The organism is Kitasatospora sp. NPDC048298 (assembly GCF_043201465.1).
Lineage (GTDB): Bacteria > Actinomycetota > Actinomycetes > Streptomycetales > Streptomycetaceae > Kitasatospora.
On the sequence record NZ_JBICYZ010000121.1, the window covers coordinates 1 to 18,017 of the forward strand.

At 74.3% G+C, this 18,017-nt stretch carries 21 protein-coding genes; 14 read left to right on the forward strand and 7 right to left on the reverse strand.

From position 1 onward, the window contains the following. The 9 genes from ACGF0D_RS42885 to ACGF0D_RS42925 all read left to right on the forward strand — a co-directional run. A partial coding sequence (locus ACGF0D_RS42885; protein ID WP_392925804.1) for a hypothetical protein occupies positions 1 to 1,965 on the forward strand: 1,965 nt, incomplete at its 5' end. 54 nt (positions 1,966 to 2,019) lie between these two features. Next, positions 2,020 to 2,229: a hypothetical protein gene (locus ACGF0D_RS42890; protein ID WP_392925806.1), complete on the forward strand. Its 210-nt coding sequence runs from the start codon at positions 2,020 to 2,022 to the stop codon at positions 2,227 to 2,229. Positions 2,230 to 2,544: 315 nt separating this feature from the next. After that, complete coding sequence (locus tag ACGF0D_RS42895; protein ID WP_392925808.1) at positions 2,545 to 2,997, forward strand: hypothetical protein; 453 nt, start codon at positions 2,545 to 2,547, stop codon at positions 2,995 to 2,997. Beyond that, the gene (locus ACGF0D_RS42900) at positions 2,994 to 4,730 is read left to right on the forward strand and encodes a relaxase/mobilization nuclease domain-containing protein (protein ID WP_392925810.1); all 1,737 of its coding nucleotides are present in this window, start codon (positions 2,994 to 2,996) and stop codon (positions 4,728 to 4,730) included. Before ACGF0D_RS42895 ends, ACGF0D_RS42900 begins: the two co-directional genes overlap by 4 nt. Before the next feature lie 30 nt (positions 4,731 to 4,760). Then, positions 4,761 to 5,081 carry a hypothetical protein gene (locus tag ACGF0D_RS42905; RefSeq protein WP_392925812.1) on the forward strand — a complete coding sequence of 107 codons (321 nt, stop codon included), beginning with the start codon at positions 4,761 to 4,763 and terminating at the stop codon, positions 5,079 to 5,081. 212 nt (positions 5,082 to 5,293) lie between these two features. Then, positions 5,294 to 5,977, forward strand: a complete 684-nt coding sequence (locus ACGF0D_RS42910; protein WP_392925814.1) for a hypothetical protein — start codon at positions 5,294 to 5,296, stop codon at positions 5,975 to 5,977. Beyond that, positions 5,974 to 6,312: a hypothetical protein gene (locus ACGF0D_RS42915; RefSeq protein ID WP_392925816.1), complete on the forward strand. Its 339-nt coding sequence runs from the start codon at positions 5,974 to 5,976 to the stop codon at positions 6,310 to 6,312. Before ACGF0D_RS42910 ends, ACGF0D_RS42915 begins: the two co-directional genes overlap by 4 nt. A 32-nt stretch (positions 6,313 to 6,344) precedes the next feature. Then, positions 6,345 to 6,932 carry a hypothetical protein gene (locus ACGF0D_RS42920; protein WP_392925818.1) on the forward strand — a complete coding sequence of 196 codons (588 nt, stop codon included), beginning with the start codon at positions 6,345 to 6,347 and terminating at the stop codon, positions 6,930 to 6,932. Further along, on the forward strand, positions 6,929 to 7,510 hold the full coding sequence (locus ACGF0D_RS42925; RefSeq protein WP_392925820.1) for a hypothetical protein: 582 nt from the start codon (positions 6,929 to 6,931) through the stop codon (positions 7,508 to 7,510). The genes ACGF0D_RS42920 and ACGF0D_RS42925 overlap by 4 nt, the downstream gene beginning before the upstream one ends. A 271-nt stretch (positions 7,511 to 7,781) precedes the next feature. On the opposite strand, the gene ACGF0D_RS42930 is transcribed toward ACGF0D_RS42925, so the two are convergent. After that, the gene (locus ACGF0D_RS42930; protein ID WP_392925822.1) at positions 7,782 to 8,267 is read right to left on the reverse strand and encodes a helix-turn-helix transcriptional regulator; all 486 of its coding nucleotides are present in this window, start codon (positions 8,265 to 8,267) and stop codon (positions 7,782 to 7,784) included. Between the two features lie 613 nt (positions 8,268 to 8,880). Here ACGF0D_RS42930 and ACGF0D_RS42935 point away from each other — a divergent pair. Both ACGF0D_RS42935 and ACGF0D_RS42940 read left to right on the forward strand, forming a co-directional pair. Then, the gene (locus ACGF0D_RS42935; RefSeq protein ID WP_392925824.1) at positions 8,881 to 9,360 is read left to right on the forward strand and encodes a hypothetical protein; all 480 of its coding nucleotides are present in this window, start codon (positions 8,881 to 8,883) and stop codon (positions 9,358 to 9,360) included. A gap of 52 nt (positions 9,361 to 9,412) precedes the next feature. After that, positions 9,413 to 9,796: a hypothetical protein gene (locus ACGF0D_RS42940; RefSeq protein ID WP_392925826.1), complete on the forward strand. Its 384-nt coding sequence runs from the start codon at positions 9,413 to 9,415 to the stop codon at positions 9,794 to 9,796. 1,277 nt (positions 9,797 to 11,073) lie between these two features. Here the strand turns inward: ACGF0D_RS42940 and ACGF0D_RS42945 are convergent. From ACGF0D_RS42945 to ACGF0D_RS42970, 6 genes are all read right to left on the reverse strand, one after another. Then, a complete protein-coding gene (locus ACGF0D_RS42945) occupies positions 11,074 to 11,517 on the reverse strand; it encodes a hypothetical protein (protein ID WP_392925828.1) in 444 nt (147 codons plus the stop codon). 226 nt (positions 11,518 to 11,743) lie between these two features. Continuing rightward, positions 11,744 to 12,664, reverse strand: a complete 921-nt coding sequence (locus ACGF0D_RS42950) for a hypothetical protein (RefSeq protein ID WP_392925830.1) — start codon at positions 12,662 to 12,664, stop codon at positions 11,744 to 11,746. Positions 12,665 to 12,675: 11 nt separating this feature from the next. Then, entirely contained in the window at positions 12,676 to 13,083 is a 408-nt protein-coding gene (locus ACGF0D_RS42955) for a hypothetical protein (protein WP_392925832.1), read from the reverse strand. Between the two features lie 17 nt (positions 13,084 to 13,100). Continuing rightward, positions 13,101 to 14,156 (reverse strand): hypothetical protein, encoded by a 1,056-nt coding sequence (locus tag ACGF0D_RS42960; RefSeq protein ID WP_392925834.1) that lies wholly within the window; start codon positions 14,154 to 14,156, stop codon positions 13,101 to 13,103. A gap of 165 nt (positions 14,157 to 14,321) precedes the next feature. Then, positions 14,322 to 14,504 carry a hypothetical protein gene (locus ACGF0D_RS42965; RefSeq protein WP_392925836.1) on the reverse strand — a complete coding sequence of 61 codons (183 nt, stop codon included), beginning with the start codon at positions 14,502 to 14,504 and terminating at the stop codon, positions 14,322 to 14,324. Continuing rightward, complete coding sequence (locus ACGF0D_RS42970) at positions 14,501 to 14,743, reverse strand: hypothetical protein (RefSeq protein WP_392925838.1); 243 nt, start codon at positions 14,741 to 14,743, stop codon at positions 14,501 to 14,503. Before ACGF0D_RS42970 ends, ACGF0D_RS42965 begins: the two co-directional genes overlap by 4 nt. Before the next feature lie 335 nt (positions 14,744 to 15,078). Here ACGF0D_RS42970 and ACGF0D_RS42975 point away from each other — a divergent pair, with 335 nt between their 5' ends. Genes ACGF0D_RS42975 through ACGF0D_RS42985 form a run of 3 tightly spaced genes read left to right on the forward strand, consistent with a single transcriptional unit; the run spans position 15,079 to position 17,218 of the window. After that, positions 15,079 to 15,819 (forward strand): GntR family transcriptional regulator, encoded by a 741-nt coding sequence (locus tag ACGF0D_RS42975; protein ID WP_392925840.1) that lies wholly within the window; start codon positions 15,079 to 15,081, stop codon positions 15,817 to 15,819. Between the two features lie 59 nt (positions 15,820 to 15,878). Continuing rightward, on the forward strand, positions 15,879 to 17,051 hold the full coding sequence (locus ACGF0D_RS42980; protein WP_392925842.1) for a helix-turn-helix domain-containing protein: 1,173 nt from the start codon (positions 15,879 to 15,881) through the stop codon (positions 17,049 to 17,051). After that, positions 17,051 to 17,218, forward strand: coding sequence for a hypothetical protein (locus ACGF0D_RS42985; RefSeq protein ID WP_392925844.1), 168 nt, complete (start codon positions 17,051 to 17,053; stop codon positions 17,216 to 17,218). The genes ACGF0D_RS42980 and ACGF0D_RS42985 overlap by 1 nt, the downstream gene beginning before the upstream one ends. The last annotated feature ends 799 nt before the right edge of the window (positions 17,219 to 18,017 follow it).

Below are 18,017 nucleotides of genomic sequence, written 5' to 3' on the forward strand. Positions count from 1 at the left end.
CAGACCCCAGCCCGCGACCACGGTCTCGATCGGGACAAGCAGCACCACCACGAACCCGGTGGTGAGGCCGGGCCGTACGGCACGCGCCCGGCCGACCTGGAGAAGACCGGTGCGGCCCGCGCGGCCCACGTCGACCCCGACCTCGCCCGCCAGGAGAAGGCCCGTCGGGCCGCCACGTCGCGCCGGTACGCCGGGCGCCGCACGCTGTGGGAGATCACCGGCGACCGCGCCTGCCGCGCCTGCGGCCGGGCCGTCATGGACCCGGACACCGGAGCCATCCAGGCCCAGACCGCCGAGGGCTACTCGGTGCTGCTCGGCGTGCTCAAGTGCGGCCGGATCTGGCTCTGCCCGATCTGCTCCGCCAAGATCCGCAACCGCCGCACCTCGGAGATCAGCCAGGCCGTCGTGAAGTGGATCAAGGCAGGGGGCTCGGCCTACGCCGTGACCTTCACCCCCCGCCACACCAGGGCTAGCCGCCTCTCCGACCTCATGGACGCGCTCCAGGGCACCCGCTCGGCACCCCTCGCCGAACGGGAGGCCGCCAAGGCGGCGATCGTCGCGGCCAAGCTCAACGTCGCCGAGACGTGGGCCCGCCGCCGGGAGGCCGTCGACGCTGCCCGCCGCAACGCCCCCAAGGGCCAGAAGAGGAAGGCGATGGACGACGCCCGGGAAGTGGCGGCCGAGTGGCTCCAGGAGGCCAAGGAGGGCGTCCTGGAGGCCCGTCAGGCGGCCCGGGGCAAGGTCCGCAAGGCGGGGGCCTACCAGCGCCTCATCACCGGCGGCACGTGGGCGGGCGGGCCGGAGCACGGCGAGGGCATCCGTAACAAGATCGGCTACATCGGCATGATCCGTGCCACCGAGGTGACGGTCGGTCTGGCCAACGGCTTCCACCCGCACATCCACGCGATCGTGCTGGTCGGAGGCCGAACCGAGGGCAGCGGCTGGGACCGCCGTGTCGTCGGCACCTTCGAGCCCGAGGACTCGGACCTGGCCGAGTGGAAGGAGCACTGGCGTGGGACCTGGACCGACAGCCTCACCGCCATCGACCCGGAATTTGAGCCGTCCCTGACCTGCGAGATCCCCGACTGCAAGTGCCGGGGCGAGGGCCACGGCGTGCACTTCGAACGTCTCAAGACGGTGCGGGACGCCGAGCGCTTCGGCGAGTACCTCGCCAAGACCCAGGACGGCAAGAACCCGGCAGCCGAACTCGCGGGCGCCCACAACAAGGCCGCGTGGAAGGGCAACATGGCGCCCTTCCAGCTCCTCACCCGAATCGGCGAACTTCTCAAGGGCAAGCCGGCGGGCGTGGTCGAGGGGCACGGTTCCCTGGAGCAGTGCCTCGCCTGGTGGGCCGAGTACGAGAAGGCCACCTCCGGGCGCCGGGCCATCGAGTGGACCCGCTACCTGCGCTCCCTCCTCGGCCTCACCGGCGGCGACGACGACGAGGACAACATGGACCTCCTCTTCGAGGGCGAGGCCGTCTCCGAGTTCAGGGCGGGTGTCCAGATCAGGACCGGTGCCTGGCACAAGGTCGCCGCCACCGGCCACGACCAGGCCGTCAGCCAGGCCACCGAGGGCAACGGCATCCGCCTGGAGAACGTCGTCGGCGTTGTCGAAGCCGCCGGTGGCCGGGCCGAGGACGTCCGGCTGCTCAACTCCGGCGAACTCCAGCAGCTCTACGACGGAGTGATCGAGGGTCTCCAGCAGCGCCGTCTGGAGGCCGACGCCCGCCGCAAGCTGCAGCAGGGCGGGCGCACGCCCAAGCCGCAGCGCCTGGCGGCCCTCGCCGACGACGGCCAGGCGCCCGCCGACCCCGTCCCGGCCGCGCTCGCCGAGGCCCTCGCCCGGCCCGAGCCGAACAACCTGCTCGGCCTCATCCGGCAGGCCGCCCGCGCCCGCCGGGGCGAATCCGCGCCGCCGACCCCCGGTGCGCACCCCGCACACCAGGGTGCACACCAGCCCTGACCTGGTACGCACACCAGGTGCCCACCCCTGACCCGACCAAAGGAGCCCGACCCGATGACCACCACCCGCCGCCCGCTCGGCCCCGGCTACGACCCCGACCGCCAGGCCGTCGCCGACGTCGAGCCGCACCGCCCCGGCCGGACCGCCGCCGAGCTCGCCGCGCTCACCGCGGAACCGCCGGCGGTCCCGGCCGCCGCGCCGCCGACCGGCCGCCGCCCGCTCGCCCTGCGGACGACCGAGGACCAGGCGCCGTCAGCCGGCTGACTGAAGGTGGCCGCTCCCTCCGGCGCGAGCGCCGGAGCCCGGGGCCAAGAGGCCCCGGGCGCGAGGGCCGGTGACGTCTGGTCAAGCCCCGTGCTGGTGAGGCCCGAAGTGGTGACCGGCCCGGGCGTTGGCCGCCCGTCCCGCCCACCACTTCGGGAGCGAGCTAGGGAGCGGCGCTGCGCTTGCTCCTGCTCGCCCGCCCCTCGCTACGCTTCGGGGTCGGGAAGAGGCCGCGCCGCCTGGCGGCGACCGGCCCGCCGGCCCGGCGCCGAGGGCGCCGTGCTCGGCATCCGCGAGCGGCGAAAGGCGGGCCTGGTGGCAGGCAAGACGGGGCGGCTGACGGCAGCCGGGTACCGGACGAACCGGCACACGGTGAACCTCTCCGACGAGGAGGAGGAGCTGTGGCAGGCGGCGTTCGCGGCCACCGGGCACAAGGAGTTCGCGGTGTGGGCCCGCGCCGCGGTGAACGACGCGCTCGGCCGGCCGGGGCTCGGCGAGGTGCCGATGGTGCCCGAGGTCAACCACGGGGCCTACATGGCACTCGTCCGGGTGGGCAACGACCTGAACCAGCTCACTCGTGTGGTGCACTCCGGCGGTCTGCCCGCCGACCTGCTGCCGCGCTTGGCGGCCGCGATCGAGGCGGTCGGCGACGCCGCGCTGTCGGTGCGCGGGCTGAGGCCGTTCGGCGACGGCGACCAGGACGACGAGGACCAGGCCGTCGAGGACGTCGAGGAGCTGGGGCCCGGGACCTGGGTGGACCCGGCGTGATCGCCAAGATCACCAAGGGGAAGAAGGCGGCCGGGGCGATCCGGTACGACTTCGGGCCCGGCAGGAGGGACGAGCACTCGAACGCCCGGGTGCTCGCCGGGTCGGTGCCGGGCACCCCGCAGCAGGTGGCCCGGCTGATCGACCACCACACCCGGCCGTCCGGGATCAAGACGCCGATCTGGCGGGCCAGCCTCTCCCTGCCCGACGAGGACGGCGTGCTCACCGACGAGAAGTTCGCGGCGATCGCCACGGCGTACGTCGAGCGCATGGGCTACGGCGGCTGCCCCTGGGTGGTGGTGCGCCACGGCGACGACCACGTCCACATCACGGTGAGCCGGGTCGGCTGGGACCGGAAGGTGGTGGACGACCACGGCGACTACCTCAAGTCGATGCCGATCGTCCGGGCGCTGGAGAAGCAGCACGGCCTGGTCGACGCCGGCGCGCTCTCCAACCGGCGAGCGCCGCAGGTCAGCGGGCAGGAGCGGGCGGCCAGCCAGCGCCGGGGCGCGGTCGAGCCGGAGCGCCTGGTGATCCGCGCGGCCGTCGCCGAGGCGGTGGCCGCCGCCGCCGGACGGGGAAGGCCGGCCTTCGAGGCGGAGCTGCGCCAGCGCGGGGTGGACTTCCGGGCGAACGAGGCGAGCACCGGCCGGATGAACGGCTACAGCTTCTCGATCCCGGCCTGGACGGACGCCGAGGGCGGGCAGGTCTGGGTGACCGCCAGCAAGACCGCCAAGGACTTCGCGTGGCAGAAGCTCAGCCCGGTGCTGGAGCCCAAGGCCGTGCCCGTCGAGGCGGCCGGGCCGGACCTGGCCGCGCTGCGCCTGGCCGAGGCCCGCGAGCGCGCCGCAGACCCGCGCACCGAGGTGGTGCGCACCCTGCGCACCCTCCCGGCCGGGACGGTTCCCGACCTGGTCAGCGCGCTGCGCACCCTGCGCACCACCCTGGACACCCGGGAGGGCACCCTCGCCGCCGAGACCGCGACCGCGATGCGCCTGGACGGCCTGGTCTCCGGCGTCGGCATGGGCCCGCGCCGCGGTGAGCTCCACCGCCGGCGGATCGGACTGCAGGCCGCCGTCGCCGCCGAGGCCGAGGCGGACGCCCAAGCCACAGCCGCCGGGCAGCACCACCAGGAGGCCGCCGCCGCCCGCGAGGTCGAGGCGGAGTCGAAGGCCGGCACCGCCTCGCGCTGGCCGGGCCGGGCCCGCAAGGCCGCCGAGGCAGCGGCCACCGCCGCCGCCCTGGCGGCCCGCGCCGAGGCCGAGGCCGCCCGGCTGGAAGCGCTGGCCGCGCGGGCGCTGGAGCGGGCCGCAGAGGCCGCCCCGGACGTGCGGGGCCGGTACGACGAGGCGCTGACCGCGCTGGAGGGCGGCGGCTGGCAGCAGGCGGAGCGGGCCGCGATCGGCGAGGACGCCCGCAACGCCCGGCTCCAGCAGATCGACCATCAGCCGCCGCTCCAGGCCGCGCGGGAGGCCGTCGCCCAGGCCCGGCGCGGGGTCGAGCAGCTGCTCGCCGAGCAGGCCCGCCGCGCCGCGCTGCCGCCCGAGCAGCTGAGGCTGGAGGACCAGGTCCGCGCCGACCTCGCCCGCGAGGTCACCGCCCGCGCCGCCCGGGCGGGCAGCACCACCGCCCGGCCGAAGAAGGCCGCGCCGAAGAAGGCCGGCCCCGCGCAGCAGCCGCCGCACCTTCGCCGGGGCACCGACCCGCGCGGCCGGGGCAGCACGCCGGGCCGGTAGCCGCGCCGGGGGTGGCTCGTTGGACAGGGCGTGAGTTACGAGCCCGAGGCCGGCCCCGGCCGCCACCGCAAGCCCCGCCCGCCGATCCCGCCCTGGGAGCCGCGGGACCTGACCTGCGTCTGCGGCGAGCACCCGGACGTCGAGAACGGCGGCCCGGTGATCCCGCCGTGCCTGCCGCCGATCCCGCCGCCCGCCCCGCTGCCGCCCGCGCCGGTCCTGCCGGAGCCCCGGTACCAGCACCGGCGCCCGAGGGTGGACGACCCGGTGCCCGAGGGCGTCATCTCGCTGCACGAGGCCCGGCTCCGCCGCCAGTTCCGCGAGGACATGGCGCGCTACCGGCACGGAAGCTGACGGCCGGTGGGTGCGCACCCCAGGGTGCACACCTGCCGTGACCTGCGCGGTTGCCGGTGCGCACCCGTCCGAGGGGGGCGCGCGGCGGCCCGCCGCGCTCCGGGTGGACCCCCGCGCCCTCTAGAACTCGTCACGTGACAGGTTTTAGAGTGGGCGCCATGCCCGGTGACAACCCGTCGCCGTGCTCCGCCGTACCCGAGAGGGGGGCCCCGATGCCCACCGTGAACCTGCTGCTGCCCGCCGAGCCCGACATCCTGGCCGACTTCTACGCGTTGGAGGAGGGCCTGCTGATCCAGCTGCGCCCGCTGCCCGGCGACGACGGCGAGTCGTGGTCGCCGCTGCCCGGCCACGTCGACGGCGAGGCGATCTACCAGTCGTACCTGCGGGTCCTCGACGCCCTGACGTCCGGCACGGCCGACGTCGTCTACGGCCGGGCGGACCTGGTGCCCGGCGTGCCGATGCTGATCGGCGCCGACGGCCGCACGGAGCTGGTGCAGCTGCTCGACGTCCAGGTCGAGGCCCGCGACCTGATCCACCTGGGCTGGCTGCGCGACGAGCTGGCCAAGGCGGAGGACGACCTGTCGACCTTCCTCGACGACGTGGCCGGCGACCGGCACGCCCCGTGGTGGAAGGGCGAGGGCACCGACGGCCCGGCCGTCGCCGCCTGGACCCGCCGGGCGCTCGCCCCGGTGCTCAAGACCGAGATCACGCGGGAGGCCGCGAAGGACCGGGCCGACCTGCTGGCCGTGGTCCGCGCCGGGGCGGGCCAGGAGCGGATCGAGCTGACCGCCGCGCAGGAGGAGGTGTACGGCCGGTTCATGGTCGCGCTGATCCGGGCCACCGCGGGCAGCCGCACCGACGCCCACCTCACCGCGTTCGCCACGGGCCTGCTGTGACGGCCGAGGGCCAGCAGCCGGCGGCGAAGCCGAAGCCGAAGCGGGCCGCCGCCCGGGTCTGTACCTGGTGCGGCACGCCGTTCGTCCCGGAGAACAAGCGCGGGCCCGCGCCGTCCTACTGCAAGCAGGGCTGCCGCCAGCGAGCCCACGAGGAGCGCAAGCGCCAGGACGAGATCACCGCGATCCACGCGCGCGAACAGGCCCGGCTGGACCGGATCTTCGGGACGCTCGGCAAGACCACCGCGGCGAAGGCCCGCAAGGCCGTCGAGGACGTCGACGCCGAGCAGGCCGGGCCGGGCCCGCAGATCCAGGGCCAGGAAGAACTCACCTGGTAGCCCCCGGCTACCACTATCGAGGGGATACCGATATGACCACGTACCAGACCACCGCCGAGCGGGGGAAGCTCCAGCCGGCCGCACCGCTCGACCCGGCCGCGCTGCGGGAGCTGTCTCGGCACGCGAGCGAAGTGCTCTCGCCCGCCGGGCGGATGGAGGACGCGCCGCCGCTGGCGGAGGCGGGCGCGCACCTGTCGATCGCGCTCAGCGCGTTCAACGCGCTGCTCACGCCGCGCGCGCACGCGAACCGGCTGGCCGACGCCGAGCACGCGCTGGACCACCTGCACCGGACGACCAACCACGTGCGCGAGCACCTGGTGGAGAGCGTGCCCAAGACGCAGCGCGAGGCCAGGCACCAGCGGATGGTCAAGTCCTGCCGCCAGGAGGGCCTGGCGGTCGTCGCCTCGCTTACCGCGGAGTTGGTACTCGGCCCCGGGCGCCGGATCACGGTGCGCCTGACCGACGGCGACGCCTACCAGAGCATCGAGCTGGAGGAGGAGGGGCAGGAGACGCGGACGCTCCGGCTCTCCGGCCGGGACCGCCTGGAGCTCCACCACGGGCTGCACGAGATCGGCCGGATCGTCTGGCTGATGCTGCGCGCCGAGGACGGGCAGCGGTGAGCGCCGCCGATGGGCACCGCCGAGTGCAGCCGGCCTTCCAGGTGCTCCGGCCTGCCACGGTGCGCCGGATCGGCATCGACGCCCAGGACAAGCTGTTGCCCTCGACGTTGGAGGAGCACCCGGAGCCGCTGGCCGCCGCGGCCTTGCAGATGGCCTTCGCGTTCCGCGCGCTGGGCGACCTGCTGGAGTTCGGCCCGGACAAGGCGGTGGCCGCCGGTGAGGACGTCGCCACCCGGTTGCAGAGCGCGCTGGAGAACGTCCACCGGCACCTGGGCCGGGCGGTGCCCGCCGGGCGGCTCGCCGAGCGGAGCTTCGAGCGGCAGGTAGACCGGATCGGCGCGGGCGAGGCCGCGGTCGGCGCGGTGACGGTCGAGGTGGTGCTGCCGGACGACGGGGGGCGAGCCGCGACGGTCCACCTGGCCCAGGAGCAACCCGACGTGCCGGTGCAGATCCGGGGTGACGTGAAGGCCGGCGGTCAGCTCGACGGCGCCGCGCACCTCGACGTCCAGGCCGCGCTGGAGACCGTGGCCAGGGCGCTCGCGCCGTACGTCGAGAAGTCGGCCGCCCGCCCGCTCTGACCGGCCCCCTCCCCGCCCGCCTCCCCGCCGTTCCGGGGGAGGCGGGCGGGGCCGTTCCCGAGGGGGTGCGCACCTGCTGGGCACCAGGTCGGCGGGGGTGCGCACCAAGGTGCGCACCCTGCCGCCGACGGGTTGCTGCCCGTGGTACCCGGGCGCTTGCCGCCCCGGGACCCCGGCCCCGGTCGGCACTCCCCGGCGCGCATCCCGTGCGATGGCCCGGCCCGCCGTTCGCGCCGGGAAGCGCCGCCCCCGAGTGCCCCGCGCCAGACGGCTACCGGCGGCGAGACCACCACCGCGGGCGGGCCTGCCCGGGCACGCTCACCAGGTGCTCGTGGGCGTTGCCCAGGGCGGGCTCGTGGGCTGGCTCAGGGGTGCTCGCCGGTGCGGGGGTGAGCGCGAGCATTGCCCGCCGCAGGTCGCCCAGGTGGGCATCCTGGCGGGCGATGGAGTCCCGGAGGTGGCGGGCTTCCTGCTCGGCGAGCGCCTGGGCGTGCCGGGCGTCGGCCAGTTCCCGGAGCAGGCGGGCGCGTTCACCCTCGCTCAGGTCGTCAGCCCCGCTCACGGGTTGCTCGTCCGGGGCGCTCGGGGCGTGCACCCGCAGCCCGGCGGCGAGGAGGTCTTCGACGGGGATGAGCCAGCCGGAGTCGGTCTTGACCGCGCCGGGGAAGTCGCCGTTCTCGCGGCGCCGGCGGATGGTGGACACGCTCACCCCGCACGCGGCGGCGGCGCTCTTGAGGCTGAATCGGGGACGCTCCACCCGGCCATCCTCTGCCTGTCCGGGGGAGGGGTCGCGGCGGCCCGCCGCAGGGCACAAAAAAGCCCAGCTCAGGGCTGGGGTATCGGCACGCAGGTGACGATACCTTAGCACTCCAGATGATCATGGTCCCGTTTGAAGTCCCCTTTGGAGTCCCGTTTCGGCTCCCGTTTGGGGTCCCCTTTCAGGTCCCGTTTCGGGTCCTGCAGCACGGTCGGCGACGTCGCCGGGGACAAGGGGTCTGACCTGCGGGACAAGGGGGGAGGACAAGGGGTCTGCCGGGCGCCGACAACTTCCCTGGGGACCATCTCCGGCCGCGATCCGGTCCAGGGAAGCGATCACCCGGGCGCCGTCGGGCGAGCCGAGGGCGGTGTCGACCAGCCGCACCAGCAGCGGGTCCAGGGCGGTCCGCGAAAGCTCGGCCGCGAGCCGGGCGACGTAGTCCATGCCGCCGATGATGAGCGCCGCGGACCGGCCCGCTCGGCGGGCGCGCCGAAGGCCGGCGGACCCGTGGTCAGAGCATCTGCAAGAGGTGTCTGGTCGTGCCGTCGGGTCGGTGACGCAAGGGTGTGAGAATCGTCGTCCCGGTGGTCGCCGGGCCCGGTACGGTCCGGGCATGACGATGATGACGTGGGGTCTGTCGGTGGTGGAGCTGGTGGACGGGGACCGGTGGTCGATGGCGGTCGCGCAGCCGGACGGCGCGGACCAGTACGACGCGCTCGCGGTGCGCTTCAAGCAGGCCGGCCTCAAGCGGGTGGGCTCGCGGGAGTGGAACGGCGGGCTGTGGCCGCTGACCGGCTGCTCGGTCAGCGTGCTGGGCGGGCGCCTGGTGGAGGCGCACACCGGCCGCTCGCGGCTGCTGTGCCAGCCGCCGGTTGAGGTCAGCGCGGCGTGGGAGAAGGCCGGCACCCGCGGCCGGGTGGTGCTGGGCCTGGTCCACCCGGGCACGTTCCCGTCGACGAGGGAGGGGTTCCTGCTGCCGGAGCACCTGGAGCACGCGGTGGAGCTGGTCGAGGCCGAGGCCGCCGCGGGCCGGCTGCTGGCCGGACTCGCCACGCTGCTCGACCACCCGGCACCTGCGCCCGGGCGCCGCTGACCGGCTCTGGGTAAGCCGCCCGGCGGTCACCGCCGACCGCTACGGTCGGCGCATGACTGATTCCGCCGTGTGCATCATCCTGATCCACCCCGACGGCCGCGCCGAGTGGGGCACCGACAAGCCGACCGCAGAGAAGGCGATGGGCCCGTACGGCGTCGGCCGGGCCTGGCTCACCGACGCCTCGCTCGGCCTGCGGGTCAGCATGTCGGACTGCGCGCTGATCATGCCGGAGGAGTTCCCGGAGAACCCGTACGCCGTCGCGGTGCTGGCCCACGTCGCGGGCTTCGACCCCGCGGACGCCCAGCCGACGCGCGGCCCGGTCGGCCTGTGGGGCTTCGACCCGCGCAACGAGTGGGACAGCAGCCGGCCTTTCACCACCACCGAGCGGGCCGTCATCACCGAGGCCCTGGCCGTCGCCGGGTGCACGGTCGGCTGACCGGCGACGAGGACCAGGCCGTCGCCGAGGCCCGGTGAGTTTCGCCCCGGGGCCGGTGAGTTTCACCGCCGGCGTTCTCACCGGTTTTCTCCCCATCGCAGGTCAGATGGGGTGCGCACCCTGCACACCCGGGGGTGCGCACCCCTCCGGCGGCCCGGCCGCGCCGCGAGGTCGGCGACGGCCTGGTCCCCGCCGCCGGGATAGCCGGCGGTCTCGGCGGCGCCCCGGACCGCCCTGCCCGTACGGCTGCGCGTACGGCCGCGCGTACGAGGGTCGGTACGGCTGCGCGTACGGGTGCGTGTTCGGAGGCCGGCCGGTCGCCGGGCCGGAGGGCATCCGCGCTGGTCAAGGCCGGGCCCGGCGGAACTCACCACCCCGACTTACCTCCCTGGGCTGCTGGTGGTGGGTGGGTGGTGGTGCTGGCGGTCGGTGTCGGGCGGGTCGCTCGGCGGCGCTGGCCTTGGTTCTCGCGTCTGGCTGGGGCCGGCCGCGCGCTGGGTGGTGGAGGGTGGGCGGCGACGAGGACCAGGCCGTCGCCGACGTCGCCGCCGGTCGGCCGACCGATCTTCGCCGGGCCGCACGGGACACCCGGGGTGCGCTTCGGCGGGGGAGGGGTCCGCAGAGAAGTAGTCGGCGCCGCGGCGGCCGGTTGTCCCGAGCGCCGACCAGCGCGAACGCGGGACAACCGGGGCTATCCCGAAGCAACCTCCGAGGCAACCTCCGGAGCAACTGCAGAGGCAACCCCAGGAGCAACCCCCCGGGCAACCGCAGAGGCAACCAAGGCCGGGGGCCGTCCGGGCGGCCGGGGGAGGGGGGCGGTGCCGTTCCTGCGAAGGCCGGCCATCGTCCTGGACACCAAGGCGGGGGCCTCGGCGGGACTCCCCGGTGGGCGGCAGCGCGGTGGTGGCCGCGCCGGGCCGGGGTCGTTCGGCTCGGCCGCCCCCTGGGGCGGTCGACCCGGGCGGGAAGTTTCGGCCGCGGAGCTTGCGGAGCGGGTGAAAGTTCTTGGCCGGGTTTGCCGGGCGGCCCCGGGTCGGGGTGGCAGGGTTCGGATGCCGTCCGCCGGGGAGTCCCGCCGTGAGGTCCGCGCCCGCCCCCTACGCACGCCGCACAAGATCACAAGGCCCCCGACTCCCCGGAGGTGGCCCGCCGGAGGCAAGTCGGTGAGGCCCGCTGACGCACCTTCCGGCGGCAGGGCAGGGGAGGCGGTCGGGAGGGGAGGACCGCCCGCCCGCTTCCGAATTCGTCACGTGACGAGTTTCGAGGGGTGGCGCGGTTCAGTGCGGGGTGGGCGGGGCGGCGTTGGCGCTGGCGATGACGGAGGCCAGGGGCTGGCCGGTGGGCAGGGGGAGGGGGGTGTGGGTGGTGCCCGGTGCGTACGGGATGGGCGCGGGCAGGGCGTCGGCGAGGTGGGAGATGACGTCGTAGACGCGCCAGCCGATGAAGGCCACCACCACGATGGTGACGGTCAGTGACAGCTTTGACCGGGTGATGATGGCGACCACCGTGCGGAGGAACCGCTCGTTGGAGGTCTCCCAGGCGGCGGCTCCGGGCGTCCAGGTGGTGGTGCCGGGGCCGGTGTCGAGGGGGGTGATGCTCTGGTGCTCGGGCGCGCGGCCGTCGTGGACGGCGGTGATGTGGCGGCGTTGTTCGATCAGGGCCTCGGTGGGGCTGAGGTGGTCGCTGACGGTGCGGCAGACCCCGCAGCGGTAGCTGTACAAGGTGGGTGTCCCCTCTCGGCGGGGGTGTAGTCGGGGCCTGTAGTCGGCGTGTAGTCGGGGGTGTAGTCGAGTAGTTTTCGCAGGTCGGACGGCGGGTGTAGTCGACTACGGCGGGGTCCTGGTCCTCCTCGGGGGAGAGGGCGGAGAAGGGGCTGTCCGAGCATGCCAGAGCCCCCGCCGGCCGGGGGGCCGAACGGGGGCTCTTGGTGGTTGGTCAGGAGGCGGGTCAGACGGCCTCGGCGGGGGCGGGCTCGGGGACCGCGTGGGCGGGCAGCCGGAGAGGGTGCCCGAGGTGGGCCTGGAGACCCTTGTAGGTGAGGCCCGGGGAGACCTCCTGAGGGGTTGCTCCCTTGACCCGGACGGACCGTTCGACGGGGAGGCCGGCGGCCCTCACGACGGCGCCGAACTGGCGCGCCGTGTACCCGCAGTAGCGGTCGTGCCGCTGGAGAGCGGTGAGGACCTCGGCCAGGTGGACGTGGCCGCGGCCGTCGTCGCGCCGGGCGCGCAGGGCGACCATGTGCTCGACGGTGGTGGTCAGTTCGGCGTCGGTGAGGGTCGGGGGCAGGGCCTCGCGGGGCTCGTCCTGGTCGTTCTCGTCGTCGCCCTGGTGGTCCTCCTCGTCGTGCTCGGCGTCGGAGGGGGTGGCCTCCTTGGTGCCGGTTTTCGGGACCGGGGCGGGGGCGTGGACGAGGGCGGCGATCCACCAGGTGCCGATGAGGAGGCCGATGCCGGGGCCGATCCAGGGGCGGGCGAGGGACCAGACCAGCGGGCCGCCCATGACGAGCAGCAGCGCGGCACCGCCGGCGGTCTCCTTGACCTTGGCGAAGCTGGCCTTGCGGGCGGCGCTGGCCCGTTCCTGCTCGATCTCCTCGGCCGTCACCCGCGCGGTCTCCTGGGCCTGGAGCAGGGCGGCACGCTTGACCGGGTCGCTCTCGGAGACCAGCTTCTTGGCGAGCTCCGCCTCGGCGGCCTCGGAGGCCAGGGCGGCGAGCTGCTCCCGCCTGGCCCTGAGCGCGGCGGCATCGGCGCGCCGCTGGTGATGGGGAGCCATCAGCTTGCGGACGAGGACGGGTGTGCCGGTGCACAGCCCGGTGATGGGCCACAGCAGGGTGGCGCGGCGGGTCTGGGTCGGGAAGATCTTCTCCATGGTGGGGGCCCTCACTTGATGAACGCGCTGATCAGGCCGCTGACGATGGACGTCGGCAGGAGCCAGAGCCCGCCGGCGGCGGCGAACAGGTTGGGGGCGATGGCGCCGCACAGCGCGTCCTTCCAGGCCCGCGGCTTGAGGCCGAAGACGGCGATCGTCAGGACGGCGGCGGTCGCGCCGGTCTGCCAGTCGCCCAGGGCCGCGTTGCCCTTGAACGCGTCGGACAGCTGCGTGCCGATCCCGGTGACCTGCTGGAAGGCGGTGCCCGCGTTGGCCGCGAGCAGGCCGATCCCGAACGCCCAGTAGGGGACGTGGTCCGGGGCAACGTTGATCTTGTTCTTCCCCTTGACGCCGACGTAGAGGTACATGGTGGCGACGGTGGCGGCGCCGCCGGTGCCCAGGGCGATGAGGCTGCTCATGGTGTGTCTCCTGACGGTCAGTGGAAGAGGTGGAGGGCGGTGATGAGGGGGGCGAGGCCGGCGGCGACGGCCAGGCCGGAGGCGACCGGGATGCGGGCGAGGACCAGGAGGACGAGGGGTCCGGCGCCGCGGACCTCGCTGACGCGCAGGCGGCCCAGGTCGCGCAGGAACAGGTCGACGGCCCAGCCGCCGGCGGCCAGGACCAGGCCGACCCAGGGCCCGCCGGTCGCGATCAGCGGGACCAGGCCGACCGAGTAGCCGCCGACCGCGCTGATCGCGGTGAGCACGCACCAGCGGCGGAACCGGCGGGTGCGGTCGGTGGGTCCGGCGGCGCGGGCGGCCTTGCGGCGCTGGCGGCGGGCCCGGTCCTTGGCCTCGTGCTCGTCGGCGAGCCGCTGCTGACGGTGGCGAAGGTCGCGCTGCTTCGGGGTCTCCCCGGCGGCTTCGCGGACGCGGTCCTCCTGGGCGCGGGCGCGCTGGCGGGCGAGCTCGCGCTCGGTCTCCAGGCGGGCGGCCCGGTCCTGGGGGGTTTCGCTGAGCCGGTCGGCGAGCCGGTCGACCAGGTGGACGAGGTCGATCGGCTGCACCGGCCCCGGGCCGAGGAGGTCTTCGGTCCGGTGGCGCGCGGCCTGCTGGGCCTTGGTCTCCCCGACCTTGCCGAGGGCGGAGTCGCCCCGGGCGCGCTGGGCGGCGAGGAGGGTCTCGTACTCGACCTGCTCGCGGGCGGCGCGCTGGGCGGCGGTCTCGGTGAGGAGCTGAGTGACCTGCTCGCCGACCTGCGAGGCGATCGCGGAGGCCTGCTCGGACATGATCGTGCCGAACGGGGCCCAGAAGGTCTGGGCGGCCTGCTCCATCGACGGCACGGCGGCGCCGGCGCCGATCGGGACGGGGGTGTGCACGGTGGTGCCGGGCACGGGGGCGGGGGCCTTGGCCAGGTCGACCGGCGGGACGGCCGGTCCGGGGATGCGAGGGCCGTCCAGCCGCCACCACTCCGCGACGACGGCGTCGACGACGTTGTTCTCGGGCGGCATGCCCACGGTGGGCGGCTGGTTCGGGGGCGGGGGAACGGTCACCGGTCCCACCCCCCACGGCGGGTCAGCAGGCGGATGCAGTACCAGGTGAGCGCCGCGTCGCCCAGGAGCGCGAGAAGGAAGATCAGTTCCCAGATCATTGCGTTTCTCCAGGTCAGAGGGGGTGCGCACCCCGTGGTGTGCGGGGTGCGCACCTGTGGGTCGCGGTCAGGTGGTGGTGGGCCGGCCGAGCTGGTCGCGGCTGTGGGTGGTACGCGGGGCGTGGACCACGCGGCCGTTGGCCCTGGCCTCGTCGTAGTCGGCGCCGTTCCAGACCCGGCCGTCGGCGGCCGTGTGGTCGGGCGTCTCGGTGCGGGTGCTGGGCTTGCTCTCGCTGCGGCGGAACTTCACAGGTCACCGCCGTCCGGCTCGATCTCGCCGGTGATGACGACCGAGTCGCCGTCGACCTCGCACACGGCGGTGAAGCGGGCCAGGCCGCGCAGGCCGTCGCCGACCTGGACCCGGCCGCACCACTTCTCGCGGATGAAGGTCTGGAACTCCGTCACGGTGATCGGGTCGACCACCCGGTAGCCCACGCCCTCGGGGGTGACGGTGCCGAGCACCGCCAGCGTCTTCTCGATGCGGCTCACTCCGAGCCGCCCTTCTGGCTGCCGAGCAGCCCGCCCAGGAGTCGGCCGGCGGCGCGCTCGGCCTCGGCCCGGTCCTCCTCGGTGATCGGCGGAACGTGGTGGATACGGTTGTGCATGGCTGAGCCCTCCGGTGCGTGTGATCAGGAGGTTCGGCAAGGCGGCGTCGGAGAGCTCTGACCTTCTCCGGCGCCGTCGCCACGGGAATGTGACGGCCTATTGCGTGAAGCGGGTACCTAGGTACTACGCTGTGGTACCGAGGTACTACAGCGTTTCTAGCAGTAGTACCCGGCGTCAGGCAAGGGGCTTGACGTCGCGTCACTTGAGAGGGAGTGCTGATGGCACCCGAACCCGTGGGCTACCTGGCGATCGCCGACCACTACCGCCGGCTGATCGCGGACCGGCAGATCGTCGACGGCCAGCGCCTGCCGTCCGTCCGAGGCATCGCCGAGGAGTGGGGCGTCGCCACGAAGACCGCCCAGAGGGCGCTCAAGGCCCTGGCCATGGAGGGCTACGCCCAGCCGGTGCAAGGGCTCGGCTACGCCGCGAGCTTCCGCCCGCACGAGGCGGCCACCCTGCGCGTGCAGGTCAACGGCACCCGGACCCGGGGCGAGCAGTACGCGCCGGGCGACGAGGTGGTGATCCTCTCCGCCGGGATGGTGCCGACCGGAGGCCACGACGCGGACGTGCTCGGCATCGAGGCCGGCAGCCCGGCCGTGCTCCGCCGGGGCCTGGTCCGGCGCGGCGACCGCGTGATCCGCTTCTCGCACAGCTGGTTCCCGCCGGAGCTCGCCGACCTGGTCCCCGAGCTGCTGCTCACCGAGTCGACCCCGCCCGGCAACGTCGCCAGGATCGAGGCCGCCACCGGCCGCAAGACCGAGCTGACGGCCGACCACTTCACCGTGGACATGACGAGCCTTGAACAGGCGAAGATCTTCGGCGTCCCCCAGAACACGCCGGTCCTGGCCCGCACCACGGTCCGCCACGACGGCAACGGCGTGATCGAGGCTGGGATCACCTGGTTCCCGCGCAACGTCGTCCTGGCCGTCGAGTACACCGACGTCGACCAGGCCAACTAACAGAGCGGCCGACCCCGTGCACCCGGGGTCGGCCCGCAATCCACGAGGAAGGACCCCACGTGAACCACAACGTCGAGTATGACCCGAGCACCGACCCGAACACCCCTGCGCACCAGGTGCGCACCCCCTCCCACCAGCGCATCAGCGACCCCGCCCGGAAGGTGCTCGGCACGGTCTTCGCGGTGGCGGTCCTCGTCGGCCTCGCCGGCGCCGTCGCAACCTTCTTCAACATGCGGTCCGCGATCGGCTCCGGCTGGATGGCGCTCGGCATCGTCGCCGTAGGCGAGGGCGCGACCGCCGTCCTGGGCCTCATGCTCGTGGGCCTGACCCTGATCAGCCGCCCCTACCCGGCGGGCATGCGGATCGGCCTGTGGCTGATCCCGGCCGTCGGGTCGGTGACCGGCGCGGTGGTCGCGCTGACGAAGGACAAGCCCGACTACCAGCACGCCATGGTCAACATGGTGACCCCGCTCGCGATGACCGTCGCCGCCGAGATGGCCGGCTACCTCGCCCGCTCGATCGTCGTCTCCAGTACCGGCATCGACGCCGAGGCCGACCGCCAGACCGGCGAGACCCTGCGCCGGATCGAGTGGCACCAGGCCCGCGCCCAGCACCACCCGAACGAGCGCACCCGCAAGCGCTCGGCGAAGGCGGCCTGGAAGCTTGCCAAGGACCTGGGCCGCAACGACACCCGGCTCGGCCAGCAGCTCCCCGCGGCCTACGCCGACCGCACCACCACCACCGCGCTGACCGCGCTCGACGCCCTCTACCACCGCGCCCCCGCGCAGCAGCCGGCCGAACTCCCCGCCCCCGCACCCGCCCCGGCGGCCCCGGCCGCCATCGAGCCGCCGACCACCCCGACCGCCGAGCAGCCGCCCGCCGTCGAGGCGGACCCCGGGATCTACACCGAGACCCCCCCGGAGGTCGAGGAGGACCAGGCCGTCGAGCCCGTGCAGCCCCAGCTCCCCGACCGCTGGCTCCAGTCCGTCCCGGACGGGGTGCGCACCGAGGTGCACACCCACGTGCACACCGGCTCTGACCAGCAGGAAGACGCCGACGACGAGGACGACGACGCCGGGGACGAGGCGGCCCGCGCCGCCCGGGACCAGATGATCATCCGCGCCGCCGCCGAGGGCACCAGCCAGCGCGAGATCGCCCGCCAGGCGGGCTGCTCCGCCACCACCGTCCGCAACGTGCTCGCCCGGCACGCCGCCGCCCAGGAGGTGGCCTGATGAACGTCTACCCCTGGCCCAGCAAGCTGGTCGGTGACTTCACGATGGACGAGCTGGTCGCCGCCATCGAGGCGTCCGAGTCCGGCGAGTACCAGATGAATCCGTCCGTAGTGCAGAGCTGCACCCGTGAGTGGGAGCGCCGCCACGGCCTCCCAAGCGCTGACTGACCAGTAGAAACGCCGCAGGGCCGGTCCCCGCTGACGGGGGACCGGCCCTGTGGTCTTCCAGATCACATCGAGCACTTTCGCGCCGTACGACACACCGGACGCCCCGGATAGGGCATGATCGGTCGTCAACGGACCTGAAACGGCGAAAGACCGGGTGTTCCACCACCCGGCCTCTCTGGCGATCAGGTCCCAAAAGAATTCGCTGGCCGCGATAACACAGGACACCTGACCACTTGAACCCGATGGTAGCGGGTCGCCCCGGCATCCGCGCAACACCCGACCACACGACTTCGGCCACCGCGCCGCAGGTCGCTCCCGCATCCGCGGTCGAGCGCCCGGCCGACGGTGGCCACACTCACGCCCGCCGGCCGAAGCGGCCGAAGTGCCCGATGTGCCGCCGCGCGGTCAGGTCGGTGCCGGGCAAGGTCGCCGCCACCTACTGCTCCGACGCGTGCCGGAAGCGGTCGAAGCGGATTCAGTCCGGCGAACCGGACACAACGTCACGCAACGGGCAGTCAGCACCCGATCCGGTGTCCGGGGTTGAGACCCCCGTTTCCGCAGGTCAACGGCGGTTTTCGCGACCCAAAACGCGCACGGCCCTGCTAGGGAAAAGAACAGCAGAGTTTCCGGACCGTCCAACGACCGGCGGAGGGCAGACGGGCGGACTCCCCGAGGGAGAGCGCGAGAGGGAGACCTCCCTCTCGCAGACCCCAGCCCGCGACCACGGTCTCGATCGGGACAAGCAGCACCACCACGAACCCGGTGGTGAGGCCGGGCCGTACGGCACGCGCCCGGCCGA